This is a genomic window from Pseudomonas sp. 3MAES_34.3B (assembly GCF_058145875.1).
The window spans coordinates 2,634,525-2,660,721 of the sequence record NZ_CM176960.1 but is presented as its reverse complement, the minus strand read 5'-3'; the positions used below and the strand labels follow the sequence as shown (position 1 = coordinate 2,660,721).

25 protein-coding genes and 1 pseudogene are annotated in these 26,197 nt (G+C 63.1%); 9 read left to right on the top strand and 17 right to left on the bottom strand.

Going from position 1 to position 26,197, the window contains the following annotated elements; all coding sequences use genetic code 11:
• Nucleotides 1-36: 36 nt before the first annotated feature.
• From yghU to AC3Z8Y_RS11840, 4 genes are all read left to right on the top strand, one after another.
• Nucleotides 37-876 carry a glutathione-dependent disulfide-bond oxidoreductase gene (gene yghU, locus AC3Z8Y_RS11855; RefSeq protein ID WP_490089859.1) on the top strand — a complete coding sequence of 280 codons (840 nt, stop codon included), beginning with the start codon at nt 37-39 and terminating at the stop codon, nt 874-876.
• Between the two features lie 196 nt (nt 877-1,072).
• Entirely contained in the window at nt 1,073-1,999 is a 927-nt protein-coding gene (locus tag AC3Z8Y_RS11850) for an aliphatic sulfonate ABC transporter substrate-binding protein (protein WP_490089987.1), read from the top strand.
• 119 nt (nt 2,000-2,118) lie between these two features.
• Nucleotides 2,119-2,568, top strand: a complete 450-nt coding sequence (locus AC3Z8Y_RS11845) for an Xre family toxin-antitoxin system antitoxin (RefSeq protein WP_490089858.1) — start codon at nt 2,119-2,121, stop codon at nt 2,566-2,568.
• On the top strand, nt 2,565-3,008 hold the full coding sequence (locus AC3Z8Y_RS11840) for an RES family NAD+ phosphorylase (RefSeq protein WP_490089857.1): 444 nt from the start codon (nt 2,565-2,567) through the stop codon (nt 3,006-3,008). Before AC3Z8Y_RS11845 ends, AC3Z8Y_RS11840 begins: the two co-directional genes overlap by 4 nt.
• A gap of 3 nt (nt 3,009-3,011) precedes the next feature.
• On the opposite strand, the gene AC3Z8Y_RS11835 is transcribed toward AC3Z8Y_RS11840, so the two are convergent.
• From AC3Z8Y_RS11835 to AC3Z8Y_RS11810, 6 genes are all read right to left on the bottom strand, one after another.
• Complete coding sequence (locus AC3Z8Y_RS11835) at nt 3,012-3,572, bottom strand: DsbA family protein (RefSeq protein ID WP_490089856.1); 561 nt, start codon at nt 3,570-3,572, stop codon at nt 3,012-3,014.
• Nucleotides 3,573-3,653: 81 nt separating this feature from the next.
• Nucleotides 3,654-4,976, bottom strand: a complete 1,323-nt coding sequence (locus AC3Z8Y_RS11830; RefSeq protein WP_490089855.1) for an LLM class flavin-dependent oxidoreductase — start codon at nt 4,974-4,976, stop codon at nt 3,654-3,656.
• A gap of 14 nt (nt 4,977-4,990) precedes the next feature.
• Nucleotides 4,991-5,956: an ABC transporter substrate-binding protein gene (locus AC3Z8Y_RS11825; RefSeq protein WP_490089854.1), complete on the bottom strand. Its 966-nt coding sequence runs from the start codon at nt 5,954-5,956 to the stop codon at nt 4,991-4,993.
• Nucleotides 5,957-6,079: 123 nt separating this feature from the next.
• Entirely contained in the window at nt 6,080-6,862 is a 783-nt protein-coding gene (locus AC3Z8Y_RS11820) for an ABC transporter ATP-binding protein (protein ID WP_490089853.1), read from the bottom strand.
• Nucleotides 6,856-7,854 (bottom strand): ABC transporter permease, encoded by a 999-nt coding sequence (locus tag AC3Z8Y_RS11815; protein WP_490089852.1) that lies wholly within the window; start codon nt 7,852-7,854, stop codon nt 6,856-6,858. The genes AC3Z8Y_RS11820 and AC3Z8Y_RS11815 overlap by 7 nt, the downstream gene beginning before the upstream one ends.
• Nucleotides 7,841-8,917 carry an ABC transporter substrate-binding protein gene (locus tag AC3Z8Y_RS11810; RefSeq protein ID WP_490089851.1) on the bottom strand — a complete coding sequence of 359 codons (1,077 nt, stop codon included), beginning with the start codon at nt 8,915-8,917 and terminating at the stop codon, nt 7,841-7,843. Before AC3Z8Y_RS11810 ends, AC3Z8Y_RS11815 begins: the two co-directional genes overlap by 14 nt.
• Before the next feature lie 226 nt (nt 8,918-9,143).
• On the opposite strand from AC3Z8Y_RS11810, the gene AC3Z8Y_RS11805 reads away from it, so the two are divergent.
• Nucleotides 9,144-10,118, top strand: a complete 975-nt coding sequence (locus AC3Z8Y_RS11805) for a D-isomer specific 2-hydroxyacid dehydrogenase family protein (RefSeq protein ID WP_490089850.1) — start codon at nt 9,144-9,146, stop codon at nt 10,116-10,118.
• On the opposite strand, the gene AC3Z8Y_RS11800 is transcribed toward AC3Z8Y_RS11805, so the two are convergent.
• From AC3Z8Y_RS11800 to AC3Z8Y_RS11790, 3 genes are read right to left on the bottom strand one after another with little or no spacing between them, the layout of a single operon-like run.
• Entirely contained in the window at nt 10,093-12,315 is a 2,223-nt protein-coding gene (locus AC3Z8Y_RS11800) for a xanthine dehydrogenase family protein molybdopterin-binding subunit (RefSeq protein WP_490089849.1), read from the bottom strand. The genes AC3Z8Y_RS11805 and AC3Z8Y_RS11800 overlap by 26 nt on opposite strands.
• 11 nt (nt 12,316-12,326) lie before the next feature.
• On the bottom strand, nt 12,327-13,307 hold the full coding sequence (locus AC3Z8Y_RS11795; RefSeq protein ID WP_490089848.1) for an FAD binding domain-containing protein: 981 nt from the start codon (nt 13,305-13,307) through the stop codon (nt 12,327-12,329).
• Nucleotides 13,307-13,951: a (2Fe-2S)-binding protein gene (locus AC3Z8Y_RS11790; RefSeq protein WP_490089847.1), complete on the bottom strand. Its 645-nt coding sequence runs from the start codon at nt 13,949-13,951 to the stop codon at nt 13,307-13,309. Before AC3Z8Y_RS11790 ends, AC3Z8Y_RS11795 begins: the two co-directional genes overlap by 1 nt.
• 280 nt (nt 13,952-14,231) lie before the next feature.
• On the opposite strand from AC3Z8Y_RS11790, the gene AC3Z8Y_RS11785 reads away from it, so the two are divergent.
• Entirely contained in the window at nt 14,232-14,717 is a 486-nt protein-coding gene (locus tag AC3Z8Y_RS11785; RefSeq protein ID WP_490089846.1) for an REP-associated tyrosine transposase, read from the top strand.
• Here AC3Z8Y_RS11785 and AC3Z8Y_RS11780 read toward each other — a convergent pair.
• The 6 genes from AC3Z8Y_RS11780 to AC3Z8Y_RS11755 all read right to left on the bottom strand — a co-directional run bounded on the left by AC3Z8Y_RS11780 (nt 14,695) and on the right by AC3Z8Y_RS11755 (nt 20,297).
• Nucleotides 14,695-14,970 carry a hypothetical protein gene (locus AC3Z8Y_RS11780; RefSeq protein ID WP_490089845.1) on the bottom strand — a complete coding sequence of 92 codons (276 nt, stop codon included), beginning with the start codon at nt 14,968-14,970 and terminating at the stop codon, nt 14,695-14,697. The two genes, AC3Z8Y_RS11785 and AC3Z8Y_RS11780, sit on opposite strands and share 23 nt — an antisense overlap.
• A gap of 137 nt (nt 14,971-15,107) precedes the next feature.
• Nucleotides 15,108-15,881 carry an OBAP family protein gene (locus AC3Z8Y_RS11775; protein WP_490089986.1) on the bottom strand — a complete coding sequence of 258 codons (774 nt, stop codon included), beginning with the start codon at nt 15,879-15,881 and terminating at the stop codon, nt 15,108-15,110.
• Between the two features lie 70 nt (nt 15,882-15,951).
• Nucleotides 15,952-17,019 (bottom strand): zinc-binding metallopeptidase family protein, encoded by a 1,068-nt coding sequence (locus AC3Z8Y_RS11770; protein WP_490089844.1) that lies wholly within the window; start codon nt 17,017-17,019, stop codon nt 15,952-15,954.
• A 67-nt stretch (nt 17,020-17,086) separates the two neighbouring features.
• The gene (locus AC3Z8Y_RS11765) at nt 17,087-18,196 is read right to left on the bottom strand and encodes an extracellular solute-binding protein (protein WP_490089843.1); all 1,110 of its coding nucleotides are present in this window, start codon (nt 18,194-18,196) and stop codon (nt 17,087-17,089) included.
• A complete protein-coding gene (gene aguA / locus AC3Z8Y_RS11760; RefSeq protein ID WP_490089842.1) occupies nt 18,193-19,317 on the bottom strand; it encodes an agmatine deiminase in 1,125 nt (374 codons plus the stop codon). Before aguA ends, AC3Z8Y_RS11765 begins: the two co-directional genes overlap by 4 nt.
• Nucleotides 19,318-19,409: 92 nt before the next feature.
• Nucleotides 19,410-20,297 (bottom strand): LysR substrate-binding domain-containing protein, encoded by an 888-nt coding sequence (locus AC3Z8Y_RS11755; protein ID WP_490089841.1) that lies wholly within the window; start codon nt 20,295-20,297, stop codon nt 19,410-19,412.
• A gap of 195 nt (nt 20,298-20,492) precedes the next feature.
• On the opposite strand from AC3Z8Y_RS11755, the gene AC3Z8Y_RS11750 reads away from it, so the two are divergent.
• From AC3Z8Y_RS11750 to AC3Z8Y_RS11740, 3 genes and pseudogenes are all read left to right on the top strand, one after another.
• Nucleotides 20,493-20,885, top strand: coding sequence for a c-type cytochrome (locus AC3Z8Y_RS11750; RefSeq protein WP_490089840.1), 393 nt, complete (start codon nt 20,493-20,495; stop codon nt 20,883-20,885).
• An 89-nt stretch (nt 20,886-20,974) separates the two neighbouring features.
• Nucleotides 20,975-21,748 (top strand): annotated as a pseudogene (locus AC3Z8Y_RS11745) (MCP four helix bundle domain-containing protein); the annotation flags it as partial.
• Nucleotides 21,743-22,606 carry a methyl-accepting chemotaxis protein gene (locus AC3Z8Y_RS11740; RefSeq protein WP_490089985.1) on the top strand — a complete coding sequence of 288 codons (864 nt, stop codon included), beginning with the start codon at nt 21,743-21,745 and terminating at the stop codon, nt 22,604-22,606. The pseudogene AC3Z8Y_RS11745 and the gene AC3Z8Y_RS11740, both read left to right, overlap by 6 nt.
• Here the strand turns inward: AC3Z8Y_RS11740 and AC3Z8Y_RS11735 are convergent, their stop codons facing one another.
• Together AC3Z8Y_RS11735 and AC3Z8Y_RS11730 are read right to left on the bottom strand one after the other, a co-directional pair.
• Nucleotides 22,607-24,970, bottom strand: coding sequence for an ATP-binding protein (locus tag AC3Z8Y_RS11735; protein WP_490089839.1), 2,364 nt, complete (start codon nt 24,968-24,970; stop codon nt 22,607-22,609).
• Nucleotides 24,948-25,640: a response regulator gene (locus AC3Z8Y_RS11730; RefSeq protein WP_490089838.1), complete on the bottom strand. Its 693-nt coding sequence runs from the start codon at nt 25,638-25,640 to the stop codon at nt 24,948-24,950. The genes AC3Z8Y_RS11735 and AC3Z8Y_RS11730 overlap by 23 nt, the downstream gene beginning before the upstream one ends.
• Nucleotides 25,641-26,197 lie beyond the last annotated feature (557 nt).

Sequence of the window (26,197 nt, the reverse complement as noted above, 5' to 3'; positions counted from 1 at the left end):
CCACCCTACCGGCTATCGAACCCCTGGAGGTTACCCATGAGCGACACCGCGTACGTTCCACCCAAGGTCTGGAAACACGAGGCGCCGTCTGGCGGCCAGTTTGCCAGCATCAACCGCCCCATCGCTGGCCCTACCCATGACAAACCCCTGCCCGTAGGCAAGCACCCGTTGCAGCTGTACTCCATGGCCACGCCCAATGGCGTGAAAGTCACCGTGCTGCTGGAAGAGCTGCTTGCCCTGGGCCATACCGGCGCGGAGTACGACGCGTGGCTGATCCGCATCTCCGAGGGCGACCAGTTTGGCAGTGGGTTCGTGGACATCAACCCTAACTCCAAGATCCCCGCGCTGGTTGACCACAGCGGTGAGGCGCCTGTCCGGGTGTTCGAATCCGGTTCGATCCTGCTGCACCTGGCCGAGAAGTTCGGGGCCTTTTTGCCAGCCGACCCCGCCGGCCGCGCAGAAACCCTCAACTGGCTGTTCTGGCAAATGGGTGCCGCGCCGTACCTGGGTGGCGGCTTCGGGCATTTTTATGCCTACGCGCCGGAGAAAATGCAGTACCCGATCGACCGCTTCACCATGGAGGCGAAACGCCAACTTGACGTATTGAATCGCCGCCTCGCCGAGCAACCGTACCTGGCCGGTAGCACCTACACCATCGCCGACATCGCCGTGTGGCCCTGGTACGGTGAACTGGTGCGGGGCAACCTTTATTCCGCGGGCGAATTTCTCGCCGTGCAGGAGTACACGCACGTACTGCGCTGGGCGAACGAAATCGCTCAGCGGCCTGCGGTGATCCGTGGGCGCCGGGTGAACCGCGTATGGGGCGACGAGGCCGAGCAGGTGCCCGAGCGGCACCAGGCCAGCGACATCGGTTGATGCATGGCTGGGCTGGGGACCTGTGCCTCGGCAGGTTCCCGGGCGCTCGCCAGGTTGCATGCACGGTTGGGCGTAAGCTTATGCGCACAAAGTATTTATCCCGCTTTTTCAGGGGCTTTAGCATTGCGCTCGTTGCCGCTTCGCCCAACCGTCCAACACCGAGTGCACTATGCCCAATTTTTTTCGTTTTACCGCCATGGCCGCCTTGATTTCCGTGGCAGCGCTGGGGGCTGTTACCCAGGCTCAAGCCCGGGAGACCGTACGTATCGGGTATCAGAAATCCTCCACGCTCATTGCCTTGCTCAAAAGCCGCGGCACGCTGGACAAGGCTTTGGCCGAGAAGGATATCGACGTCAGCTGGCATGAATTCCCCAGCGGGTTGCCGTTGCTCGAAGCCCTTAACGTGGGCAACGTCGATATCAGCGCGGATGTGGCGGATACCGTCCCGGTGTTTGCCCAGGCGGCGCATGCCAAGCTGACTTATTTCGCCCAGGAAGCTCGCTCGCCTTCCGCGCAGGCAATCGTGGTGCCCCAAGCCTCGCCATTGCAGACGTTGGCAGACCTCAAGGGCAAAACCGTCGCCGTGACCAAGGCAGCCGGGGCGCATTACCTGTTGATTGCGGCGCTGCAGAAAGCCGGCTTGCAATTCTCTGACATCAAGCCTGCTTACCTCTCGCCCGCGGACGGCCGTGCTGCCTTCGAGAACCACAAGGTGGATGCCTGGGTGACATGGGAGCCCTTCCTCAGCGGCGTTCAGCGCCAGCTCCCTACCCGCACCCTGGCCGATGGCGAAGGCCTGGCGAGCTATAAGCGCTACTACCTGACCAGCACCCCGTATGCGAAGGCGCACCCGGATGTATTGAAACTGGTGTACGGGCAACTTGTGAATGCCGGGGCATGGGTCAAGGCTCACCCGCGCGAGGCCGCCGAAGTGTTGGGGCCGTTGTGGGGCAACCTGGACGCGGACACGGTTGAAGCGGCCAATGCCAAACGCAGTTACCAGGTGCAGCCGGTTACCGCCAGCGAACTGGGAGAGCAGCAGCGCATCGCGGATGCGTTCTTTGCGGCCGGGTTGCTGCCTGAGCCTGTGAAAGCCAGCGACGTGGACATCTGGGCGCCGTGATGGCCCAGGCCAGCCCTGGAAATCGCTAACGATCAGTGCCCGTAGGGAAGATTCACCTTGCAACAAATCCGGGGTTCGCCGGATACTATTCGGCAAATGCCGCAACGAGGGTCTCCTCCATGCATGCCGAAATCCTGCGCGAACCTGCCTACTTCGCCTACCGTACCCGTCTCGAGGCGCTGCTGGAAATTCCAGCCAGCGCGTCGGACCAGCGAATCCATGAGCTGATCGAGCTAGGCTTCCCGGCGAGCCGTGTTAAAACGCTGGCCGATGAAGGGACGATCAGCCCGCTGGAGCGTGATCACATCATCCCGCTGAAAACACTCAAAAGCCGCCTTACCAAAGGCCAGCCGCTGACTGTCGACGAGAGTGACCGGCTGTTTCGCTCCGCTCACATCGCTGCCATGGCCCAAGCCTTGTTCGGGGACGATGCCAAGGCACGCCGCTGGCTCACCAAGCCCAAGGAACGCTTCGGGGGTAAAACGCCTGTTGCCATGCTTTCCACCATCCAGGGTACCCGCCAAGTGGAAGAGGCATTGGTGCAGCTGGCTGAAGGCTTTGCCTTTTGACGCTATGGCGCATCAGCGCGTTCGCCGACCTCACCGGCCGCGGAGGGCTGATGGCCGGGGGGCGCTGGCATACGATCGGCCACCCGGTGGTGTATTTGGCGGGCACACCTTCGGGGGCGTTGCTGGAAGTGCTGGTGCATCTTGAAGTGGACCAGGAGGATTTTCCCGAGAGCCTGCAGCTGCTGCGGGTAGAGCTCCCGGACGGAGCAGTCCAGGCACCGGCCCCTGAGCTTGATCCAGGGTGGCAGCAGGATCAGGCGCGCACACGAGCTGTAGGCGATGGTTTTCTGCGTGGCGTACAGGCGCTGCTACTGCCGGTACCCAGCGCAGTGATGCCACACACCACCAACTACCTGTTCAATCCCCTGCACCCCGGCGCGGCGCTGGCCACGGTAACTCCCGAGGTGTTCGCACTGGATACCCGGCTGTTCAAACACTAACGGTCATTCGAGCTTAAGCTGCGCCAGCCAGTGCTCTACCGTGTCGCCACTGCTCAGTGCCGGCTGCACCAGCCCGTCGACCATGAACGTGGGCGATACATGAATGCCGTTCTGGCGGGCGTACTTGCAATGCCACTTGATCTCACGGTCCAGGTCCGGGATGGCGAACGCCGCGGCCAGGGTCACGCCGCTGTAGCCTTCCAGCCGGGCGATGATGTCGTGGGGCGTTGCATCCAGGTTTGGGCCGGTTGCGTGGTGCTCGAACTCGAATTCCTCCCGGTGATCGGCAATGGCCTCCATTACCCGCCAGGCAGCGTCCGCGCCACCCTCCAGGGTGGAGGCAGCGAGGATGCAACGTACCAGCACGCCCGAGTACATATGCCAGGGTTGCGACTGCAGGCGCACTTTTACAGTAAGCCGATCCTCTCCGGCCAGTTCCAGCAAGGGCTTGAGCTTGCGAAAAGCCCTGACCGAGAACGGGCACGTAGGCTCCAGAAATACCTCGAAGGTTCGCGGCCCCTGGCCCCAGGTCAGCGGCGCGGCCCGCCAGTTCGAATCACTCATAGCCGTCTCCTCATAGCGTATGTAGGGTAATCAGCGGCGACGCTACCATTGGGCGCGTCGCTTCGCCACACTGCCAGTGAGCTAACCGCGTACGTTGCCGTGAATCTCCAATCCCAGGGTTTCGCGCAACGTGGTGCCTGGGTATTGGGTGCGGTACACCCCGCGCGCCTGCAGCAGCGGCACCACTTCCTCAGTGAACCGGCGGAACTGGCCCGGGTGGCCGATATAGATATTGAAGCCGTCTACTGCCCTGGCCTCCAGCCACAACGCCATTTTGTGGGCGATGGTCGCCGCGCTGCCCACAAATGCGCCCGGGCGCAACTGCCGAGAGGCTTCCACGGCCTGGCGCAGGGTAAGGCCCTCACTTACGGCCCGGTCGGTGATCCGTTTTGCCACAGTGAAAAAGCTGCTGCGAGCAAACTCCAGCGCCTGGGCCGGGAACGGCGCATCGAGGTCATACTGGCTGAAGTCATGCCAGCCAAACGAGCGGCCAAATTCAAGCAAGGCCTGCTCGAAGCTGTGGTCGGCCTGATGATAATGGCGTTCGATTTCCCGAGCCTGCTCATCGGTATCGCCCACGAAGATCTCTGCGCCTGGCAATACCAGCACCTGATCGGGATCGCGCCCCTGGAGGCGCGCGCGCTCCTTGATCTCTTTGTAAAACGCCTGGCCTTGCTCCAGGCTCGGCGCGTGAGTGAAGACCACGTCGGCAATGGCAGCGCCCAGTTCCCGGCCTTGCTCGGAATCCCCCGCCTGGAAAATCACTGGCTGCCCTTGTGGCGACCGTTGGATGTTCAACGGCCCCACCACAGAGAAATGCTCACCCTTGTGGTTCAGCGCATGCAGCTTGGCCGGGTCGAAATAGCGCCCGGTGTTGCGGTCGCGCACAAAGGCATCGGTTTCCCAGGATTGCCACAATCCCTGCACCACCTGCACATGCTCACGGGCACGGCCATAACGGGTGTCGTAGTCGTAGTGCTCGTCACGGCCATAGTTGCCGGCGGTCCCGGCGTCACCGCTGGTGACCACGTTCCACCCTGCCCGCCCCTTGCTGATCAGGTCCAGCGACGCCAGGCGGCGGGCCACATTGAAGGGTTCGTTATACGAAGTGGTGAGCGTGCCCACCAGGCCGATGTGCCGGGTGCTGACCGCCAGGGCCGACAGCAGCGTGAGCGGCTCCAGCCGGTTCAGGTAATGGGGCGGCGAACCGGGCGTGATGAATTGACTGTCAACGATGAAGATCAGGTCGAACAGCGCCGCTTCGGCCTGGCGTGCGATGTCGATGTACCAGTCGATATTCACGCTGGCGTCGGCGGGCAGTTCCGGGTCCAGCCACAGGTTATGCCGGCCGGGGCCGCCCACGCCCATGGTGAGGGCACCTAGTTTCAGCTGTCGTTTGCTCATGTTCGGGCCTCGTGTCAGGGCGCGGTTTGCGCGGTGGCGGTACCCGGCACGGCCAGGGCGGTGGTGAACGAGCGGTCGAACAACTGGGCCGCCGGATACGCCTTGATCAGGCCCAGCCCGGCGAAGAAGTCGATGGTTTTTTGCGCGTCCGCGATGTTCTGCTCGCTCACCGGCCCAAGGTTGGTTTGCGCCCGGGAGAACCAGGCCCGGGCGATCTCGCGATCGGCGCGGCTGCGCTCGGCCCAGGCGTCGGCATAGGCCTCGTTATGGGCAGCGTCACTGAGGGTCCAGCTGCGGGCTTTTTTCAAACGGCCGAGGAAATCCTCAATGGCCGCGCGCTTCTCTTCCAGTGACGTATTGTTGGCCACCACAAAGCTTTGCGCCGGGATCAATCCCTTGGCCGTGGTGATCACCCGTGCGCCCTGGCGCTCCTGCTGGGTCACGTAGGGTTCCCAGGTGGCGATCACATCCACTGACCCGCCATCCAAGGCGTGGGAGGCATCCAGCGCACTGAGGTAGCGGATGTCTATTTGATCCCGGGGTATGCCCGCCTTGTCCAAGGCCGTAAACAACAACTGTTGGCTCCAGGAACCTTTCCAGATCGCCACGCGCTTTCCTCTGATGTCGGCGATGGTTTTGATCGAAGAATCCTTGGCCGCAATGATGGCCACGCCGTCGAGGTTTTGTTGGGTCACCGCGATCACCTTGATAGGCGCCCCCAGCGCGCCAAGAAACAGCGGCGGCGCATCCCCCAGCAGGCCCAGGTCAAGGCTGCCCACGTTCAACGCCTCGGCCACCGGCGAGCCAGCGGTAAACTGTTTCCATTCCAGGGTATACGGTAGGCCTTCGAGCACCCCGGCGGCTTCCATCACGGCACGGGTGTTGTAGCTTTGGTCGCCTACGGTCAGCGTTAGCGCGGAGGCGCCCAGGCTGATCGAAGCAGCGAGCGCGGCAGCGGCGAGTTTGAAGAGAGTGCGCAAAGGGGCCTCCATATGGCCGGTTATAAGCGAAGTGATATTAAGACTGTTCGCTTATAACCTACGCACTGGCGAAGCCGTTGTGAAATTCATTTAAGGCATATCCTAAGATGCAAATACTGCATCTCAAGCGGGCTCTCTCAGCCCTAGCTGAGCCAGGATGTCCCTGCGCAGGCCTACCAGGTACGGGTCGTCCCTGCGCCGTGGAAAGCCTCGGTCTACGGTGATTTCGGAACGAACCCTCGCCGGGCGGTCGCCAAACACGATAATACGGTTGGCCAGCAACAGCGCCTCTTCCACGTCGTGGGTAACCAGCAAGGCTGTATAGCCTTGGCGCTGCCACAGGTCGGTCAGTTCCTTCTGCATGGCGATACGGGTAAGCGAATCCAGCTTGCCCAGCGGCTCGTCGAGGATCAGCAAGCGCGGCTCGTTCACCAAGGCCCTGGCCAGTGCCACCCGCTGCGCCATGCCGCCGGACAGCTGCCGCGGCCAGGCGCGGGCGAACTCGGTCAGATGCACCTTGGCCAAGGCGTTGTCCACGCGGCTGCGTTGCCCTTTGAGCACCCCTTGGGCTTCCAGGCCGATGGCGACGTTGTCCCATACCCGCCGCCACGGGTACAACGTGGGCTCCTGGAACATCACTACGCGGCTAGGATGCGGCCCGGTAATCGGCACCCCATCGCCCAGCAACGTACCTTCATCGGCGGGCTCCAGCCCCGCCACCAGCCGCAGCAGTGTGGATTTGCCGCAGCCGGAGGGGCCCAGCAGGGCGACGAACTCGCCCGGCGCGATGCTCAGGCTCACGTTATCCAGCACCGGCAGCGGTTGACCATCCAGGTGGAAAGCATGGCTTAGCGCCTCGATGTGCACGGCCAGCCCCGCCGTGGGGCGTTGGTTGAGCGCTACCATTTCACCGTTCCTTTTTGCCAGGCCAGCAGCCGATCACGCACCTTGAACAGGGCGGATATCAGCCCTGAGCAACACACCGCCATCAACAGCAAGGCCGCATACATGTTGGCGTAGGCCGCCCAGCCTTGCGCCCATTGCAGGTACCAGCCGATGCCCGATTTAACCCCCATCATTTCCGCCACCACCAAGGTGGAGAACGAGGCCCCCAGCCCCATGAACACGCCCACGAATACATGGGGCAAGGCAGCCGGGATGGCCACTCGACGCACAAGGAACCACGGCCTGGCACCCAAGGTACGGGCCACGTCGTAATAGGCCTTGTCCACGCTGGTCACACCTGACCAGGTGAGCACGGTGACGGGGAACCAGGTGGCGAGCGCGATCAGAAATACGCTCGCGCTCCAGCTGCTGGGGAACAGGAAAAAACACAAGGGCAACAGCGCCGTGGACGGCACCGGGCCAAGAATGCGCAGCACAGGGTGCAGCCAGTAGCCGACCGCGCTGGACCAGCCCATGGCTACCCCCGCCACAAAGCCACACGCTGCCCCGGTAATCACACCAGTGCCCAACAGCAGTGCCGAATGGGCCAAGCTGTCCAGCAACCGCGCCCAGTCGTTCACATAAACGGCGACCAAAGCTTGAGGGGGAGCAAAAAACGGCACGGGCAGCAGCGCCAGCTTTGCCGTGCCCAGTTCCCACAAGGCCAACAAAGCGCCCAGTGCGATCAGCCAGGCTGAGGCGTGGCGTAATCGCCGGTTCAGTTCCGGCAGGCGTACACCTGCCAGCGCCAGTGCTGCAATCAGCACTGCGGCGGCCAGCTGCGCATTTCCCAAGGCGTCAGTAAGCGGCCAATGGCGGGTGGCGTCCGGGTAAAAGCGGGTCAGCACGCCCGCCATGAGCCATGCCAGGCTTGCCAGCGCGGGCCGCCAGGCGATGGGCCCGCTTCGCCGACGGGCGGCGGGCGTGGATTGGGTGAGCTCAGCTGAAGACATCGGCGGTGATCTCCCCGGCGAACTGCCTGGCATCGGTGCTGGCATCGAACACCTGCACGGTTTTCAGGTCGTCCACATAGGTCACGATTTCCTGGGTAAACGCGGCACCCACCGCATGATGCCCGTGGGTGTGGTCATGCAGAATGGCCTGCACCTCGGCTTCGGTGGTGTTCAACGCGAACTTCTGGAACCCCTTGGCCACTGCCGCCGGGTGTTGAACCGCATAGTCGTGGGCTTCCAGCACGGCTTGGGTGAGTGCCGCAGCCACCTGGCGGTTGTCTCGCACCAGCTTGCCGGTAACGCCCACCACGCAGCACGACAGGTTGGCGTATTCATCCACCAGGTTGCTCGATAGCTCCCGCGCCTGCCCCGCCTTGATCAGCCGGTACATGAACGGGTCGCTGCCGCTGATAGCCTGCACCTCTCCCCGGTCCAGCGCCGTGCCGAGCAGGTCTGCGGGATAAAGCTTCCACTGCACGTCGCTCACCGGGTCCACCCCATGCTTTTTCAGCAGAATGGAAAAGAAGTTGCGGTCCGGGCTGGCCATGTCGGTTACACCGATGGTTTGCCCCTTGAGCGCTTCCAACGATGTGATCGGGCTGCTGCTGGCGCTCAACAGGCGCAGGCAGCCCCCGTGAGTGCCCGCAGTGAGCTTCACGTCAAAGCCCTGCTCCAGCGCCTTGAGCCAGCGCAGGGCCATGCCCAACCCGGCATCCGCCTTGCCCGTGGCGATGGCTTCGAGAAGTACCTCTGTGGAATTACCGAAATTCACGAATTCCACATCCAGGTTGTGTTTGGTGAAAAAGCCTTCCCCGTGCGCTATCACCACAGGGGCAAGGCAAACGGCGTTGAGGTTGATGGCCAGTTTCAGTTTGTAAGGGGCGTCGAGTTTGATAAAGGCCCCCGTACCTGGGGGTTCAGCGGCCTGGCCATGGTCGGCATGGCTGGGCTCATCAGCCAGGGCGCGCCCGGCAAGTGGTAGCCACAGCGGGCTAGCCAGGGCGGCAGCGCCATAACCGAGCAAGCGGCGGCGGGATACGGGGTTGGCAGAACGGCCAGGCATGCAGCATCTCCGGAACGGGTGGGTTCGGATCCGCGCGCACGGTCGCCGAAAGAGGAAGCGGGCTTTATCGGCTGAACATAGCACCGCTTGTTGCATGCCCTAAATTCATTATTGGCATATCCTAATATGCAATCGAATTATCATTAGCTTATTCGAACAGGGCATTTCACTGCGAACGCCGCATGCCCTTATCGTGCGGATCGATCTTCCGACATGGACAGTTGACATGCCTGCGTCCCCTGCTTCGCTCGCCAGCCTGCTGGTCGCAAGCCAGCTTGACCGCACCCTCAATCAGATACTCCGAGCGCGATTGGCCGGGTTATACCCAAACATTGAAGTGGTCGATGTGCCCGCAGGTGTGCCCAGCGACCTTCCACCTCAGGCCAATATATTGCTGGGGCGCCCGATCAATGTGCGCGGCTATGTTGCGCCTGACACGCCGCCGCCGGGCTGGCCCTATGGCCTGCGCTGGGTTCAGCTCACCTCCTCCGGGATAGATTTCTACCCCGCCTGGCTGTTCGATGGGGTGCCCGTAACCACCGCGCGGGGAAGCGCCAGCGAACCCATCGCCGAGTTTGTGCTGGCGGCGATTTTCGCCCGCAACAAGCGCTTGCCTGAGCTCTACGTGCGCAGTGCCCAATGGCAGCACACGGCGCTCACGCCAGTTGCCGGGCAAACGCTGGGGATTCTTGGCTTCGGTTCCATTGGTGAGCACCTGGCGTGCAAGGCCCTTGCTTTGGGCTTGAGGGTGACTGCGTTGCGCCAGAGCGATACGCCTCCGGGCATCGCAGGCGTAACGGTGGCTGCGGATATCCACGAACTGTTTGCCCAGGCCGACCATCTGGTGCTCGCTGCCCCATTGACCACCGCCACGCGGCATATTGTGAACGCGCAGGTATTGGCCAGCGCCAAGCCGGGCTCGCACCTGATCAACATCGCCCGTGGCGGGTTGGTGGATCACGCCGCCCTGCTCCAGGCGCTCGACCATGGCCCGCTCGGTTTTGCCTCGCTCGACGTGACCGAACCAGAGCCCTTGCCCGACGGGCATCCGTTGTACCTGCACCCCAAGGTGCGCATCACGCCCCATACCTCGGCCATTTCCACCGGCAGCGGCGAGGCGATCATCGACATTTTTCTGGCTAACCTCGAGCGGCACTTTGCCGGGCAGCCCTTGTTCAACCTTGCTCAATACCGTCCATGAGTTTGTCCAGGGTGATCGGCAGGTTGCGGATGCGCTTGCCGGTGGCGTGGTACACGGCATTGGCGACTGCGGCCGCCAGCCCGGTCACGCCGATTTCACCGATGCCTCGCACACCGAATTCATTGAGGTGGAGGTCCGGATGGTTCAGAAGGATCACGTCGATTTCGGGTTGGTCGGCGTTCACCGGTACCACGTATTCGGCATAGTTGTTGTTCACTGGTAGCCCATTGCGCGGGTCGAACTCCGCAGCCTCGAACAAGGCCATGCCGATGCCCATCACAATCGCGCCCTCGACCTGGTTGCGCGCCGCCAGCGGATTGACCACCCGGCCTACGTCGATGGCGCTTACCACCCGCGCCACGCGCAGCCTCGAAATACCCGGGTCCCAGCGCACTTCCACGAAGTGCGCGCCGAAGGATCGGAAGGCGAACTTGCTGGTGTCCGCCCCGGGGCTCTGGTACTCCGCTTCGGCCCGCGACAGCCGTTGGTTTTTGAGCACGTCGGCGAAGGCGATCGCCCGCTGACCGTCGCTCAGCCGCCCACCGCTTACGGTGAGCGCTTCGGGTGCGGTGCCAGCGAAGGGCCCGCCTTTGCCGGTGGCATACCCGCTGAGTTTGCGCAGTGCCAACCGGGTAGCCTCGGCCACGGCGGGCATCACGCTGGCGGTGGCCCAGGAGCCGCCCGACAATGGGCCGGCCGGGAACGCCGAACTGCCCAACTCTACCTCGATGCGCTCCAGCGGCAGCCCGGTAAGGTCCGCCACCGTTTGCGCGATGATGGTATAGGTGCCAGTGCCGATGTCCTGCACCGCGCACTGGGCCAGCGCGGTGCCATCCGCGCGAAGGGTGACCCGCGCCTCGGCAGGAATCCGATAAGCCTCCCAGTTACAGGCGCCAAGGCCATAACCGATGATCTCGTCCCCCTCGCGCATGGCGCCTACGCCAGGCTTGCGCTGCTGCCAGCCGAAACGCTCTGCGGCGGTGCTCAGGGCTTCGGCCAAGTGGTTGCTGGACCACGGCAGCCCCGTACTTTCGTCCCGGCTGGACAGGTTGTTCTGGCGAAACGCCAAGGGGTCCATGTCGCAGGCCAACGCCAGTTCGTCCATGGCCGACTCCAGCGCGAACAGCCCCGGCGCCGCGCCAGGCGCCCGCATGGACGTGGGCGTGCCACGGTTGACCGGTGCGCTGGCATGGCTCACCACCACGTTAGGGCACGAATACAAGCTTTTGGTTACGCCGCCGCAGTTCTCGATGTACACGTCCACCATGGAGGTGGTGTTCACCGACTCATGCTTGATCGCCACCAGCTTGCCCTTGGCATCTGCGGCCACGTGTACCCGCTGGGAAGTTTGTGGCCGATGGCCCACGGTGGTGAACATCTGCGCCCGCGGTACCACCAGCTGCACCGGCCGGCCGGTCACTTGCGCGGCGGCGCAGGCCGCAATCGAATGGGGCCAGGGGAAGAGTTTGCTGCCAAAGCCCGAGCCAATGAATGGCGCCTTCACTTCCACGCGGTCGGGGGTGAGGTCGAATACGTTGGCCAGCACGTTACGATGATTGACCACGCCTTGCGTGGATTCATACACAAACAGTCGACCGTTCTCCCAATACGCCGTAGTGCTGTGCATTTCCATGGGGTTGTGCACTTCCACCGGCGTGGTGTAGGTGGCCTCTACCTTGCGCGCCGCGGTTGCCAGAGCAGCGTCGGCGTTGCCGCGGGTATGCCCCGCGCCGCCGTCCGCTGCAGGTTTACGTTGCAGGGATTGTTCCAACCCCGGCGCCAGGTCCCCGGTGCGGTATTGCACCTTTACCTGCTGCGCCGCTTCCCGGGCACGCTCGAAGCTGTCGGCAACCACGAGCGCAACGAACTGGCCGGGGTAGTACACCTGGTCATCTTCGAACGGCAAACGGTGTTCATCCACGTAGGTAATGGCACGGATATCGAAGGTGAACGCCGCGGCGGGTGAGCGGTGGATGGGCGGCATGTTGCCGTGGTGCAGCACGGTAAGCACGCCAGGCATGGCGCGTGCTACCCGGTCGTCGATGCTCAGCACGGTCCCGCTGGCGATGGTGCTGTACACCCCGTAGGCATAGGCGAGGTTTTTCACCGGATGGTCAGCGGCGTAACGGGCACGGCCGGTGACTTTGTGGCGGCCGTCGATGCGCCGCTGAGGGGCGCCAATAGTGGGCTCGGTCATGGGCTCTCTCCTTACACCAGAAGGTTGCGCAGGTTGCGAACGATTGCCTGCTGCCCGAGCGGGACCTTGTAGGCGTTCTGCGAATACGGCGTAGCGCTTTCAAAGGCCCGCGCGGCAGCCCGGGCGAACAGTTCGGGCGACGGAGCCTGCCCCACCAGCACGGCTTCGGTTTCAGCGCCCCGCCATGGCTTGGTGCCCACACCGCCCAGGGCCACGCGCGCCTGGGCGATGCGTGGCCCGTCCATCACCACGATCACCGCGCTGGAGGCCAGGGCGAACTGGTATGAGGTGCGGTCACGCAACTTCAGGTACGCCGAACGAGCGTTGGCCAACGGCGCGTCCAGGGTGACGTGGGTGATCAGTTCGTTGTTGCCCAAGGCGTGCTCCAGCCAAGGCGTTTTGCCGGGCAATAGATGGAAGTCGGCGAAATCCACCTCCTTTACCCCGCCTGCGCCCTGCACCGTCACCGTGCCGCCAATGGCCGCCATCGCCACGCACATGTCTGACGGGTGCGTGGCGATGCACTGATCACTGGTGCCCAGGACCGCATGCACGCTACGGTTGTGGCCTTCGATGGCGGCGCATCCGGAGCCTGGCGTTCGCTTGTTGCAGGCCGAAATGCCGTCCCGAAAATATCCGCATCGCACACGCTGCATCACATTGCCGGCGGTGGTTGCCTTGTTGCGTAGCTGAGTGGACGCGCCTGCAAGCAGCGCCTGGGACAGCACCGGATAGTCCCTCACCACAACCGGGTGATGGGCCAGATCGCTGTTGGTCACCAGTGCGCCGATGCGCAGGCGCCCGTCGTTCAGGCGCTCGACCTGCTTGAGCGCGAGGCGGTTGATGTCCACCACTTCCGCCGGTTGCATCACGTCCAGCTTCACCAGGTCGAGCAAGGTGGTGCCGCCGGCAAGGAAGGCGCGATCAGCGTCCGGGGCGCGGCCGATGGCCTGAGCGGGCGAATCCGCGCGGCTGTATTGGAAGGTGCGCATCACACCACTCCTTTCATTTTGGGCCGTGCCGCCTGAATGGCGCTGAGGATGTTCTTGTACGCGCCACAGCGGCAAATGTTGCCACTCATGGCTTCACGCACACTGGCGTCGTCTTCGGGGATGGCAGGGTTTTGCACAATGGCGTAGGCGCTCATGATCTGCCCCGAGGTGCAGTAGCCGCACTGATAGGCGTCATGCTCCCAGAATGCCTGCTGCAAGGGGTGCAGCTGGCCGTTCTGCTCTAGCCCTTCGATGGTGAGAATCTCGTCGCCGTCGTGTTGCACCGCAACAGACAGGCACGAGTTGATGGACACCCCATTGACGATCAAGGTGCAGGCGCCACATTGGCCGTGGTCGCAACCCTTCTTGGTGCCCGTGAGCTGCAGGCGATCGCGCAGCACGTCCAACAGAATGGCATTTACCGGCACGTTGAGCACATGGGCCTGGCCGTTCACCTTGAGCTCAATGCGCCGCTCGCCCTGCTTCGGCGCCTCCTCATCCACTTGCGCGGTTGCCTGGGCCGCAGCCACTGCGCCAGGTATCCAGGTGGACACGCTAGCGGCAGCGACGCTAGACACGCCGAATTTCAGGAAATTGCGGCGCGACGGCGCCAGATCGCCAGGGGCGTTCGCATCATCGGTCATGGGAGGTCCTCATCGGGCGCGCAGATTCTCGTTCAATGGAAATCTATCGCTTGGGCGGTAACCCGATGAGGGTAGAAGTGAATGCCTGGAATGATTAGCCCCGCTTGGCTATTTGCAGCTATGAAAGGGGCTCATCAATCCTCGGCCCTGTCGGGCCTATCGCAGCCAAGGCTTGCTGCTACAGGCATACTTTCAAATCGTGTAGCAGCCGGGCTTGCCCGCGACATGGCACTGGCTGCTACGGTCTGGCTTGTACGAATACAAGGCATGGAGGCCTGATATGTATAAAACTCACACCCTTCGAAAAGGGCGGTTTTCCGAAGAAAACCGCATGTACCTAGTAACCGTCGTCACCCACAACCGCCAGAGATATTTCATGGACTGGCCAGGCGCTCGCCCCGTTATTCACGCTTTACGCGCCGCCGACCTGGAGGCTCACACCTCGACCTATGCATGGGTGCTGATGCCAGACCATCTCCACTGGCTGTTTTCGTTGCGGCACAAATCCTCAGGCAGCGTAGTCGGTCGAATGAAATCCAGGTCAACCGTAGTATTCAACAAGAACAGGGAAGGTACGGGGCCGCTGTGGCAAAAGGGCTACCATGACCGCGCGCTTCGAATCGAAGACTCTCTGCTTCAAGCCGCTCGGTATGTGGTGGCCAACCCGTTAAGGGCCGGGCTGGTGGCGAGCCTGGCCCAGTACTCACTTTGGGATGCGCAATGGGTACCTGATCCACTCAGCCCTAAAGCCAGCCTCGCTGAGTGAACGCGCGAATGCAGTCGGTAAAGCGGGTCACTTGGTCAGCGCTCAATACGCCGGTAACCGCCAGCCCGCTCAGGTAGCCCAGCAACTCCTCTGTGGGGTATGCCGCCCCTGAAGTTCCGGCCTTCGCGCGGAATTCGCCAACCTGGGTCTGGTGGCCCCAGGCGATGCCATGCGGCATCTGTACCTCTGCCAATTCGTCGAAAAACGCATTCACCGCCTGCTCGGCCGCGGCGTCGTTGTCGTGGTCGCACATGTCACCCCCTTTGGTGCTTATAGGGCCACGACAACAATCCCGCAAAAACCATGGCATTAGGCGGAATGTACCCTGAACGCAGGCCGTGGCAAAGCGCCACTTTCCTCGGCCTTGCCACCGTCCGCCGAAAGGCACCCTCAAGGCTTGAAGGAATGAGCATTCTCGGCCGCTGCGGCGGGTGCCTTCTGCCCAGCGCCTTGCATTGCTCCGTGTTGCTGGCCGGTAGGGTCATCGAGCTGGATCACCTTACCCTTCTGCCAGGCATCGGCACCTGGATTAACCACAGGTGCGGGGATATCCGCGCGGTTCACCTTCTCTTCAGCGCTGTTGATCCCCAGGCGCTGATCCCGCTGACTGACCAGTTCAGGGTCGATCTGGCCATCGGCGGTAAAGCCCATCATCAGTTGCGGCACCCCCAGGGGGAGCTTCTTATCCAGGTCGGTGTGCCACGTGTGCCAGGTTTTTCCATAGGTATTGACCAGCTTTTCCATCAAGGCGTGCTCGGCGGGCTCCGGTATGCCAGGCGCTACCAGCTGCCCGGATTTCACCTCATGCACATGGCTGTGCCAGAGCGGTTTCTCTGCCGCCGGAAGGGTCGCATACAGCTGCGCGCTGATGATGTATTCCACCCCCATCAGCTTGGCGTCCTTTACGTTGCCGTCGTAGATCACGCACTGGATCACTTCTTCGTTGAGGATCGAGCAGTAGTGATGAGCCTCCATCTGCGCCCCAGGGTGGCCATTATAGAAGTGGAAGCCATCGAGGTAGGCGTTCAACGCGTCGATGGGCGGGCGGCTCTGCAGCAAGGCAGCGCCGGCGTCCAAAGCAACGGTATCGGCTTTTTTATCCGCCCCGGGCGCGGTGACGTCCGAAGAAGTGGAGTGCCCCGCGCAACCGGCTGCGGCGGCCATGGCTGCAAGCACCACGGCGCGTTGAGCGGTGCGCAGAGGTTGCTGGAAATAGTGATACATGGCTGTCACCTCATAGTGATTCAGGGCGGGCCGACGCGAATTCGACCAAAGTGGCTGCGCAGGCTTCAATGCCGGTTTCAAGGACCAGTTCGTAGCCATGGGTATTCTCTGTAGGGATGGCAATGCAACCGGCCTTGGGGCAGATGCCCGCGCTCATGACCGCGCTGGCATCCGAGGCGAACTCCACCAGTAGCGCGACCTGCGCCTCGGTGCCGGCGCGCTTGGCCGCCTCGATCAGCCCCTGCACCACGCCACGGGTGTAATAGCCCTTCTGGTCGCCGGTATTGACGATGGGATTGGCTGATAACGCTGTACCGTATTCTTCCAGCACAGGCCCTACCTCAACCGCCAGTACCGTGTCGCCGGGCAAGCGGGAGGCGGCGTACATGGCTCCGGCGTTGGACTCTTCCTCGAGCGTGGTGCACACGAACCACACATCGCGGGCAAGCGCCTCGCGCCGTTGGGCCACGCCGTGGGCGGCCAGTATGAGGGCAACCAGCGGCGCGCGGTCGTCCATGAAGTGCGCGGCCAGGCCATCGTTTACCCGGAACATCCGGCGCCAGTGCTGGCTCAATACAATGCGTGTGCCAGGGCGTACCCCTTTTGCCATCAACGCCTCACGACTTTGCCGGGTAACCACGTGAACGTCATCCCAGCCCACATTGCCTGCCAACACGTCGCGCCCTTGGGCGGTGGCGCCGCTGCTGTGCATGGAGCCGAACGAGAGCACCCCGGGCAGTACAGCCCCGTCGCCGAGGATATCTACCGGGCAGGCACCGAAGCTGATGGGCTTTGCGCCGCCCAGCGCGGCGACCTGCAGAGTGCCGTCCGGGTCGACCAGCTTGACCACCATGGCAATTTCATCCAGGTGCGCCATTATCTTGAGCGCATCACTGGCGGGCGCCGGCGTTGCTGCCTTGATCAAGCCAACCAGGTTGCCCGCCGGGTCCACCCGCAACTCGTCACAGCAGCCCTGCAGCGCCTTGTGACACAACTCGCGTACATCGTCTTCCTGCCCGCCAGGCCCACGCGCCATCAGCAGGGCTTGCAGAAGGTCGATCCATTCATTGCGCTCCATTCACTCGTTCCAGGCGGTGGGTTCCGGGGGTAGACCTCAGGCCTGGAAGCAGGGTTCAGGCGGGCTATCAAAGCCCCGCTTTCAATCGAGTGAACGCTCGGGTCAACGCCTGGTTGAAGGCCTTGCTGTTGTCATTTTTCGCATAAAGCGTCGCGCGCGCCGCCTCCGGCGGGTATGTGCCTGGATCGTTACGGATGACCGGGTCCACCAGCGTATCGGCGGCGGTAATGGCATTGGCGTAGTGGATGGTGTCGGTAATGGGCGCGATCACCTCCGGTGTCATGAGGTAGTCCAGCAGGGCATGCGCGGCTTGAGGATGGGGTGCGTCTGCCGGAATCACCATGGCATCGAACCAGATCAGCGTGCCCTCCTTCGGTATCGTGTAGGCCAGGCTGAACGGCTTGCCGGCCGCCTGCGCCTGGCCGGCTGCCATGCCGATATTGCCGTTCCATGACATGGCCAGGCAGGTGTTGCCGTTGGCCATGTCGCTGAGGTTGAGGTCGTTGTCGAAGTAGCGTACGTAGGGCCGGATCTTCGCCAGCTGTTGTTCGGCCAGCTTGAGGTCGCTCAGGCGCTGGTTGTTGATGTCCAGGCCGAGGTAGCGCATCACCGCCGCGAACACCTCGTTCGGGTCGTTGAGCAGGCTGACGCCGCAATCGGCGAAACGCGACACCACTGCAGGGTCGAATAACATGGCCCAGCTGTCCGTGGGGGCGTTGGGTAGCCGGCTCGCGATGGCCTGCTGCTGGTAGCCAAAGCCCGTGGTGCCCCAGCCGTAGATGCCGGCGTAACGGTTGCCGGGGTCGAATATTGCCATCTGCTGGCGGAACCACGGGCCGATGCCATCGAAGTGCGGCAACTGAGCCTTGTCCAATGGCTGGATGGCCTTGGCGGCGATTGCCCGGGACAGATGCTGCCCTGCCGTTAGCACCAGGTCGTACCCGCTACGGCCGGTGAGCAGCTTGGTCTCGACGATCTCCAGGTTGTCGAAGTGGTCGGCGACCACCTTGATGCCGGTGGTGCGCTCGAAATTGGCCAGGGTATCCGGAGCAAGGTATTCGCCCCAGATGTACAGGTTGACCGTGGCGGGCGAGCTGTCGGCCCCCTGACTCGTGGCCGATACCAGGCAACCCCCCAGGCACCCGGCCAGGCCTATGGCGAGGTCGCGTAGCTTCATGCCCCGCCCTCCTGCCGCCGAGGGGCTGCGTATTGCGGCATGGTGATACACGCCACGTTGCCGCCGCCGAGCAGGATCTCGCGGGAGTTCTCGATACCCACAATGCGGTGCCGGGGAAACAGTTCGCTCAAGGTGGCGAGGGCCTGGCGGTCTTCAGGCCCACCGAACAGCGGCACCACGATAGAACTGTTGCCTGCGTAGTAATTGATGTACGAGGCGCAGATCAGCGTGCCGGCCTGGCGGGTGTGTGTGGTGTCCAGCTGGTCCAGCCCCGCCGCCTCGTGGGCGGTCCATTCCAGTGGCTGGGGCTGCATGAGTTTGTGAACGGTGAGCTCCCGGCCGCGGCTGTCGCGCGTGCTGCGCAGGATGTCATAGGCTTCCTGATAGATTTCCCACTGCGGGTCGCTGCGGTTGTCGGTCCACTGCAGCACCACTTCCCCGGGGCGGACGAAGCACGCCAGGTCGTCTACATGGCCATCGGTTTCGTCGAACTTGCACCCCCGCGGCAGCCAGATCACCTGCTCGGCCCCCAGGTAGTCGGTAAGCCGGCGGGTGACCTCGTCCTTGCCCAGGTGCTGGTTGCGGTTACGGTTAAGCAGGCACTGCTCGGTGGTCAGGATGCTGCCCTGGCCGTCACTCTGGATGCCTCCCAGCTCGGCGATCAGCGGCGCACGGTAGCGATCCAGATGTTCGATCTCCAGTATTTTGCTGGCGATCTGATCGTCCTTGTCCCAAGGGAAATAAAGCCCGCCATCCAGCCCTCCATAAGCGTTGAATTCGAAGTCCACGCCGCGCACTTCACCGCTGCCGTCATTGACCACGAAGCAGGGGCCACTGTCTCGGAACCAGGTGTCGTTGCAGGTCATCTCTACCACCCGTACCTGCGCCGGAAGCTGGCGACGTGCATTGGCGAATTGCGCCGCCGAGGCACATACCGTCACCGGCTCGCTGGCGGCGATGGCCGTTACAATATCGACCCACACACGCTGCGCGGGCTTGGCGCCGTTGCGCCATACGTCCGGGCGCTCCGGCCACCCGAGCCAGCAGCCGGCCTTGGGTTCGAACTCGCCGGGCAGGCGAAAGCCATCAGCTTTGGGAAGGGTATCGAGCAAACGTGCCATGTGAACCTCGAACGGTAAGGGGACGTACGCACCCTACGGGATCAGCGCATACGCTCGCCAACGAGCATTTCTGGCCAACCCTTGAATAAAACTCAGGGGTCACCCAGCTGCTCGGCGAACCAGTCAACCAGGTGCGCCACAGGTGGGCGCTCAAGGCGTACCCGCTCGCACACGAGCGCGTATTGGCCCAGCGCTGTGATCGACGCGGCAAAGGGGCGCACCAGCCGGCCGCTGTGAAGGTCTTCCTGGGCGGTGAGGTTGTCGCCCATGGCCACGCCCTGCCCTTGCGCGGCGGCTTCCAGGCTCAGCCCCGCATGGGCGAAATACTGCTGGCGTGCCGGGCGCAGGTCGCCGCCGTGGCTGGTAAGCCAGGCGGTCCAGGTCTTGCCATCTTGATCGTCATGCAGCAGGCAGTGCCCGGCCAGGTCGGCCGGAGTTTTGAGCCGGCCGAGGTTGAACACCCCTGGGCTGCACACCGGGAAGAATTCCAGCGCCGGCAGCGGGCGAACGAAGTACGCGGTGCTGTCTGCCGGGCCGGCGCCATAAGTGATTGCGATGTCCACGTCCGGCCCTGGCACCGTGGCGTCGATGGCTTGCTCATAGAGGTGCAAAGTGATGTGTGGGTAGCGGCTGGAAAAATCGCCCAGCCGGCTGACCAGCCACTTCTGCGCCAACTCCGTGGTGACCGCCAGCCGCAATACCGCAGATGACGCGGGGTCGCGTAACTGATCACAGGCCTCCCCGATCATTTCAAAGGCCTGCTGCAGGCGTTGCATGAGCCGCCCTGCTGCCGGCGTGGGCCGCACGTTGCGGCCTTCGCGCAGGAACAGTGGCACCCCGAGTTGCTCTTCCAGCTGGCGAATCTGGTGACTGACCGCGCTGTCAGTGACGCACAATTCAGCCGCGGCACGGCCGAAATGGCCATGGCGCGCCGCGCATTCGAAGGTTTTCAACGCACCCAGGGACGGCAGTCGTCGCATGGCCCAGCCCCCACCGAAAAGGCCATGCTGCCTGTGGCTGCCTTCAGGGTAAAGGCCCCCTGCGCAGGCGCGCGCTCCATACGGCTGCGACAAGGGGTCGCGAGCCTTGGGCTTGCGTTGGCTGGGCATCCGTTCTATTTATGCGCACGTTCCGGCCTGCCACCCCTATTGGCCCGCCCAGCAGTGGATACCCCCATGACATTTTCGCCGCCGCATTACCTCTGCGCCTTGCTGATGCTCACCGCCGCCACGGGCGCCCTGGCCGAAGGGGACGCCGACGCGGGCCGCGCGGTTTTCCAGGCACGCTGCAGCGGTTGCCATAGCATCGGCCCAGGCGCCCAGCACGCATTCGGCCCGCTACTCACGGGCGTAGTAGGCCGCCACACCGCTGGTAGCGAGGGGTATCAGTATTCCGAAGCCATGCGCAACGCGGGCTTTGTGTGGACGGAGGAAAAACTCAAGGCGTATATAGACGACCCCAAGGCGGTAGTACCCGGTACGCGGATGAATTTCTGGTGGATCGGCAGTGAGCAGAAGCTCAGCGACCTGGTCGCCTACCTTGCCTCTCAGACCGCTCCTACCCCTTGAAACGCCTCTGGTCGAGGAAATGGCACATGGCCATACTAAAGATTAACCGTTTCAGCCGATAATAGGGCATCTATACACCGGGGGGTTTCATGTTCTTACGTCAAATGCGCATCGCACAGCGCTCACTTGTGTGCTTCGGCTTTTTTGCCGTGCTGGTGGCAGGCTTCGGCTTGTTCTCGCTGGGTCAGGTTTCTGCCATCCGCGCTTCGCAAAGCGTGTTGCAACTCAACGTGCTGCCCAGCGTGCAGACCATCGACCAGTTGCGCAACGACATGCTCTCTATCCGCCTCTACAACGGCAGCCTGCGGCTGGCCAAGGACAGCGCCAGTGCTGCCTCCGCCGAGCAACGTATCCAGAAGGCCCGCACAGACCTGACCAGCAACCTCGAGGTGCTGCGGCCACTGTTGATCAGTGAAAAAGGCCAGGCCGCCTACGCCAGCCTGCGCCAGGCTGCCCAGGCCTACCTCGCTGTGCATGATCGCTACCTTGCCGCGGTGCGCGCCGGGCAAGAGGATACTATTGGCGTACTCACTTCCAGCACGGGTGAGATGACCCTGGCCGCAGACCGGGTGCAGGAACTGATCCAGACCCTCAACGACCTCATCGACGGCAAGGTAAAGCGGGAAGACGCCAATGCCACCGCCACCTACACCCAGGCCAAGGAGGTGACCATTGTAGTGATCGTGCTGGCCCTCGCCGCGACCATCGCCCTGGCCATGCTGTTCACCCGCAGCCTGGTGGCACCGCTCACCCGCGCGCTCGGTGTCGCGGAACGCATTGCCGCCAACGATTTCAGCCAGGCTGTACCTGAAGACGGTACCGACGAGCCTGGCCGCCTGCTGGCGGCGCTGGGGCGGATGCAGGTGAACCTGCGCCGCACCTTGACCGAACTGGGGGATTCGTCCAATCAGCTGGCGTCCACTTCGGAAGAAATGGCGGCGGTCACTGACGATGCCTTGCGGGGTATCCAGCGGCAGAACGACGAAATTGCTCAATCGGCTACGGCAATGAACCAGATGTCTGCTGCGGTGGACGAAGTGGCCAACAACGCGGTACTGGCCTCTGAAGCTGCCCGGGCCTCGAGCACAGCGGCGGAGCATGGGCATGAGCAAGTGACGCAAACCGTGGCTTCGATCAATGACCTGCAAGGTGCTGTCGATCGGGCGGCCGGGGAACTCAACGCATTGGCTGGGCAGGTGCGCAGCATTGGCGGCGTGCTGGAGGTGATTCGCGGCGTGGCGGAGCAAACCAACCTGTTGGCATTGAACGCGGCCATCGAGGCGGCGCGTGCAGGCGAAGCCGGCCGTGGCTTCGCGGTCGTGGCAGACGAAGTACGCGCACTGGCGCACCGTACCCAGCAGTCCACCGCGCAGATCGAAGAGATGGTCGTGGCCATCCAGGCCGGCACTGACAAGGCCGTGAACTCCATGGCCCAGAGCAGTGACCGCGCCCGCGTGAGCGTGGATGTCGCCCAGGCTGCAGGCGCGGCGCTCGCGGACATTACCGCTGCCATCGCGCAAATCAACGCCCGTAACTTGAACATTGCCTCGGCCACCGAAGAGCAAGCGCAAGTGGCCCGCGAAGTAGACCGTAGCCTGGTGAGCATTCGCGACCTGTCCACACAGACCGCCGCCGGCGCGCAGCAAACCGCCGCAGCGGGTAACGATCTGTCACGCCTGGCGGTAAGCCTCAACGCCACCGTGCTGCGTTTCAAGCTGTAGCTAAACCCTGGCTGCGGCGAATGTGCCCAGGGCCTGCCGCAGGCCCTCGAGCACAGGCGCCTCGGGGTGGCGATCGGGGGCGCGGGTCAGCTGCTCCTCCAGCGCCCCGGCCAGTGCAGCCACTTCCGTAGCGCCCACCATCAACGCTGCACCGAGTATGCGGTGTGCGCGGTGGGCGACCTCACGCAGATCCCCTGCACGCGTTGCCGCCTCGATGTCCAGCAGGTCGGCTTGCGTAGCGCTGATGAATAACGCTCGGAGCATATCCTGCGGGCTATCGGCGGGTTCAGCCGGGGCTGGCGGTATCCACAGCGCCAGCAAATCCTCCAGTTCGGCCAGGCGCAGGGGTTTGCTCAGGCTGCCGTCCATGTCATGAGCAAACACGCGCTCCCGGTGTGTATCGTCGTTGGCTGCGGAAATCGCCAGAACAGGCAAGCGTTGTGCGCGCCTGGCTTCACGTTCCCACGCCCGGATTCGCGTAGCCACTTCATAGCCGTCCATGCCTGGGAGGTTACAGTCGAGCAACACGCCATCAATGCCGCCCGCAGCCAATCGGGCCAGGGCCGAGGGCCCGTCGGCGGCGATTTCGTGGCGATACCCCAGGGTATGCAACTGCAAGGCGATGGCTTGCTGGTTCACGGGATGATCCTCGACCACCAGAAGGCAGGGCCCGTCCGGGGCCTGCGAGGTTTCCAGATTCGGCTTGGGCGGCATAGGGTCAACCGCTGCGGAAATGTGCAATACCTGCACAGGCAGCCGTACCCATACGGTAGTGCCCTGCCCCGGCGCGCTGCGCAGGCCGATATCGCCGCCCATCAGCTGCGCCAGGTCGCGGCAGATGGCAAGCCCCAGGCCGCTGCCGCCGTACCGGCGATTGGTGGAGTTGTCAGCTTGAACGAACGGCTGGAACAGCCTGGCTTGCCGCTCGGCCGGGATGCCGATGCCTGTGTCGGCGACCTCCACCACCAGGTGGGCCTGCTCCTGCGCTTGCAACGTGACGCGCAGGTCTACCTGCCCTTGCTCGGTAAACTTGACCGCATTGGACAGCAGGTTGCCCAGGATCTGCCGCAGGCGCATGGCGTCAATCGCCACTACCGCATGTGCCGGGCCTTCGGTATGCAGGCGCAGGGCGATGCCCTTGGCCTCGGCGGCCAACCGGTGGATGTCCGCCACGGCGCTGGCCAGTTCCCACACGCGGGTGGGTTGCGATTCCAGCTGTACCTGCTGAGCCTCCAGCCGCGACAGGTCCAGTACATTGTCCAGCAGCTCCAGCAAGTTCCCCGCCGAATTGCTGGCCAGGCTGGTGAGTTGCTCCTGCCGGGGTGGCATAGGCGTGCGCCGCAACAGCTCGAGGGACGAAACAATCGCGTTCATCGGCGTGCGAATTTCATGGCTCATCATGGCCAGGAAGGCCGTTTTCACTCCCTCACTCTCTAGCGCGGCCCGCCGGGCCATCAAGGCATGGCGAGCAAACGCTGCCAGCAGCAGCACGCATAGGGCCGCACCGGCCAGCTCCCAGCGGTAATAACGCAACAACGACCCCCAGGACGGAACGCCGAAGTCGGTGCTGGCGATCCAGCGCGCCTCCATCAGGTCGGTTTCCCGGGAGGTAAGCTTCCCGAGGGCCTTGTCGATGATGCTTTTAAGCAGCGGTTCCGTGGGTGCGATGCCCATGGCGATCACGGCCGGCATGTCCGAAAGAATGCCGGAAAGGTGCAACTGGTCGAAATACTTGCGCCGCACCAGCGGGCGCAACACCTGGTCCAGGCCGATGACGGCGTCGGCATGCCCCTCATCCACGGCCGCCAGGGCGGCTTCGGGATCGTTCAATAACAGCAAGTGAATACCCGGGTAATTACGGCTCAGGTAGCGCTCGTAGCCCCCGCCCCCTTTCACGGCGACCAATTGGCCCTCCAGCTTGGCCGGGCTATAGGCGATCGGGCTGGCCGCCTTGGTCAGGATCACCGAAGCCCCGACGAAATAGGGATCGCTGAACAGCAGCCGATGACGGATCTGGTCATCGAGCAACCGCACCGACACCGCCGAGACGGCATCAAGCTCGCCCTGCTCGATCATCGCCAGGCTGTGCTGGAAGTCACTGCTGGGCACGAGTTCGAAGGCAAGGCCGGTGGCCTGCTCGATATGGTCGATATATTCCCGGGTGAGCCCCTGATGCTCGCCATGGCCGCCGTAGTATTCCATCGGCCAATAGGGGTCAATGGCATAGCGCACCACAGGGTGCTCGCGTATCCAGGCCTGCTCCTGGGGTGTGAACGTCTGCCCTGTGGCCACGCCGGCCCAGAGGCCGCACACGGCAGCGATCAGGCTGCGCCGGCTGGCGTTACCGACGTTCAAGAAGCGCACGGAGCTTGAACAACTCATGGTCGGTGCGAAGCCCCAGTTTTCGATAGGCCGACTGCTTCTGCGCGCTGATGGTCTTGATGCTTCGTGAGAATTTGCTGCTGATGTCGGTGACGGATAATCCATCCAGGCAGCAGCGAAGCACTTCCCGTTCGCGCAAGGTCAAGGTGGTGGTATTGACCAACGCAGCCACCGGCTCGTCTACCTCTTCGGTCGGGCCCAACGGATGCACTGCAACGCTATTACGCTGGAGGGCGTCCTCCATGTCCGGGTGCAGATACACCCGCCCGTTCGAGACGACGCGTATGGCTTTGAGCAATTCTTCTGCACCCAATTCCTTGCCTACAAAACCGGCCGCGCCGCAGCGCAGCGTGAGCGCGACGGTAGAAGGCGTATGCAGTGAGGAGATGACGATCACACGGGTTCGGGGATGGCGGGTTCTGATGGCCTTGATAAGGTTGAGGCCGTCGACTTCACCTGGGCTGAGGGCGTAATCCATCACCACGATGTCCACCTGCACAACGCGCAGGGCTTCCAGCAGGGTGCGGCTCTCGGTGTGCGTGCTGATCACTTCCACATCAGGGTGGCGGGCGAGGATCTGGGAAATGCCATGGAGGATGAACTCATGGTCGTCCAGCAGGATCAGCCGTGTGCGAACGGGGTTGGCCTTCATCACGAGACAACCCCGCACATGACGACGGCCACAATACGCAACTGGAAAAGGGGGCTGTGTAGATGCACTAGTGTTTTCATATTGCCAAGCCTCGAAACTTTCGGTTCATGGCGCGCCAGGCACGCTCCTTGAGGGAGTTCGCCGGAAGGCTTGGCTCGGGAAATCTCCCGTTTTCAGAGCTTAGCCCGAAGACCCGGCATGGGAAACCCAGGAAGATGCTGCCGCCGAAAAGCCCGCCATTGAACTGGCCGGGCACTTTAGGGGCTGGGGGTAACGCAGAGTATCGGATTGTTCCGAATTCGAACCAAATGTAACGATTTAGCCGGCGGCGCTGCGCTGCTTAATGCGCTTTCCATTCATGGATTTGAGCGATGATTGCTATCAACAGCCCTGATTCATCAAACCTTTCGAACGGTGTTAACGTTTGCCCTGAAGACTGATGCTGCCGGGGCGACAGGCATCCCCCGCCGTCTGCGCGGCCCGGCGCGTCTCCACTTCGTCCTTTGGTGATAACGTTTGCCACCGCCCTTTGGGGACGGTGGCTTTTTTTTGCCCTA

Excerpts from the sequence above, each read along its gene's own strand:
- yghU (WP_490089859.1), top strand. The coding sequence starts at position 37 with ATGAGCGACACCGCGTACGTTCCACCCAAGGTCTGGAAACACGAGGCG.
- AC3Z8Y_RS11850 (WP_490089987.1), top strand. The coding sequence starts at position 1,073 with ATGGCCGCCTTGATTTCCGTGGCAGCGCTGGGGGCTGTTACCCAGGCT.
- AC3Z8Y_RS11845 (WP_490089858.1), top strand. The coding sequence starts at position 2,119 with ATGCATGCCGAAATCCTGCGCGAACCTGCCTACTTCGCCTACCGTACC.
- AC3Z8Y_RS11835 (WP_490089856.1), bottom strand. The coding sequence starts at position 3,572 with ATGAGTGATTCGAACTGGCGGGCCGCGCCGCTGACCTGGGGCCAGGGG.
- AC3Z8Y_RS11830 (WP_490089855.1), bottom strand. The coding sequence starts at position 4,976 with ATGAGCAAACGACAGCTGAAACTAGGTGCCCTCACCATGGGCGTGGGC.
- AC3Z8Y_RS11820 (WP_490089853.1), bottom strand. The coding sequence starts at position 6,862 with ATGGTAGCGCTCAACCAACGCCCCACGGCGGGGCTGGCCGTGCACATC.
- AC3Z8Y_RS11815 (WP_490089852.1), bottom strand. The coding sequence starts at position 7,854 with ATGTCTTCAGCTGAGCTCACCCAATCCACGCCCGCCGCCCGTCGGCGA.
- AC3Z8Y_RS11810 (WP_490089851.1), bottom strand. The coding sequence starts at position 8,917 with ATGCCTGGCCGTTCTGCCAACCCCGTATCCCGCCGCCGCTTGCTCGGT.
- AC3Z8Y_RS11805 (WP_490089850.1), top strand. The coding sequence starts at position 9,144 with ATGCCTGCGTCCCCTGCTTCGCTCGCCAGCCTGCTGGTCGCAAGCCAG.
- AC3Z8Y_RS11800 (WP_490089849.1), bottom strand. The coding sequence starts at position 12,315 with ATGACCGAGCCCACTATTGGCGCCCCTCAGCGGCGCATCGACGGCCGC.
- AC3Z8Y_RS11795 (WP_490089848.1), bottom strand. The coding sequence starts at position 13,307 with ATGCGCACCTTCCAATACAGCCGCGCGGATTCGCCCGCTCAGGCCATC.
- AC3Z8Y_RS11790 (WP_490089847.1), bottom strand. The coding sequence starts at position 13,951 with ATGACCGATGATGCGAACGCCCCTGGCGATCTGGCGCCGTCGCGCCGC.
- AC3Z8Y_RS11785 (WP_490089846.1), top strand. The coding sequence starts at position 14,232 with ATGTATAAAACTCACACCCTTCGAAAAGGGCGGTTTTCCGAAGAAAAC.
- AC3Z8Y_RS11780 (WP_490089845.1), bottom strand. The coding sequence starts at position 14,970 with ATGTGCGACCACGACAACGACGCCGCGGCCGAGCAGGCGGTGAATGCG.
- AC3Z8Y_RS11775 (WP_490089986.1), bottom strand. The coding sequence starts at position 15,881 with ATGGCCGCCGCAGCCGGTTGCGCGGGGCACTCCACTTCTTCGGACGTC.
- AC3Z8Y_RS11770 (WP_490089844.1), bottom strand. The coding sequence starts at position 17,019 with ATGGAGCGCAATGAATGGATCGACCTTCTGCAAGCCCTGCTGATGGCG.
- AC3Z8Y_RS11765 (WP_490089843.1), bottom strand. The coding sequence starts at position 18,196 with ATGAAGCTACGCGACCTCGCCATAGGCCTGGCCGGGTGCCTGGGGGGT.
- aguA (WP_490089842.1), bottom strand. The coding sequence starts at position 19,317 with ATGGCACGTTTGCTCGATACCCTTCCCAAAGCTGATGGCTTTCGCCTG.
- AC3Z8Y_RS11755 (WP_490089841.1), bottom strand. The coding sequence starts at position 20,297 with ATGCGACGACTGCCGTCCCTGGGTGCGTTGAAAACCTTCGAATGCGCG.
- AC3Z8Y_RS11750 (WP_490089840.1), top strand. The coding sequence starts at position 20,493 with ATGACATTTTCGCCGCCGCATTACCTCTGCGCCTTGCTGATGCTCACC.
- AC3Z8Y_RS11740 (WP_490089985.1), top strand. The coding sequence starts at position 21,743 with ATGCAGGTGAACCTGCGCCGCACCTTGACCGAACTGGGGGATTCGTCC.
- AC3Z8Y_RS11730 (WP_490089838.1), bottom strand. The coding sequence starts at position 25,640 with ATGAAGGCCAACCCCGTTCGCACACGGCTGATCCTGCTGGACGACCAT.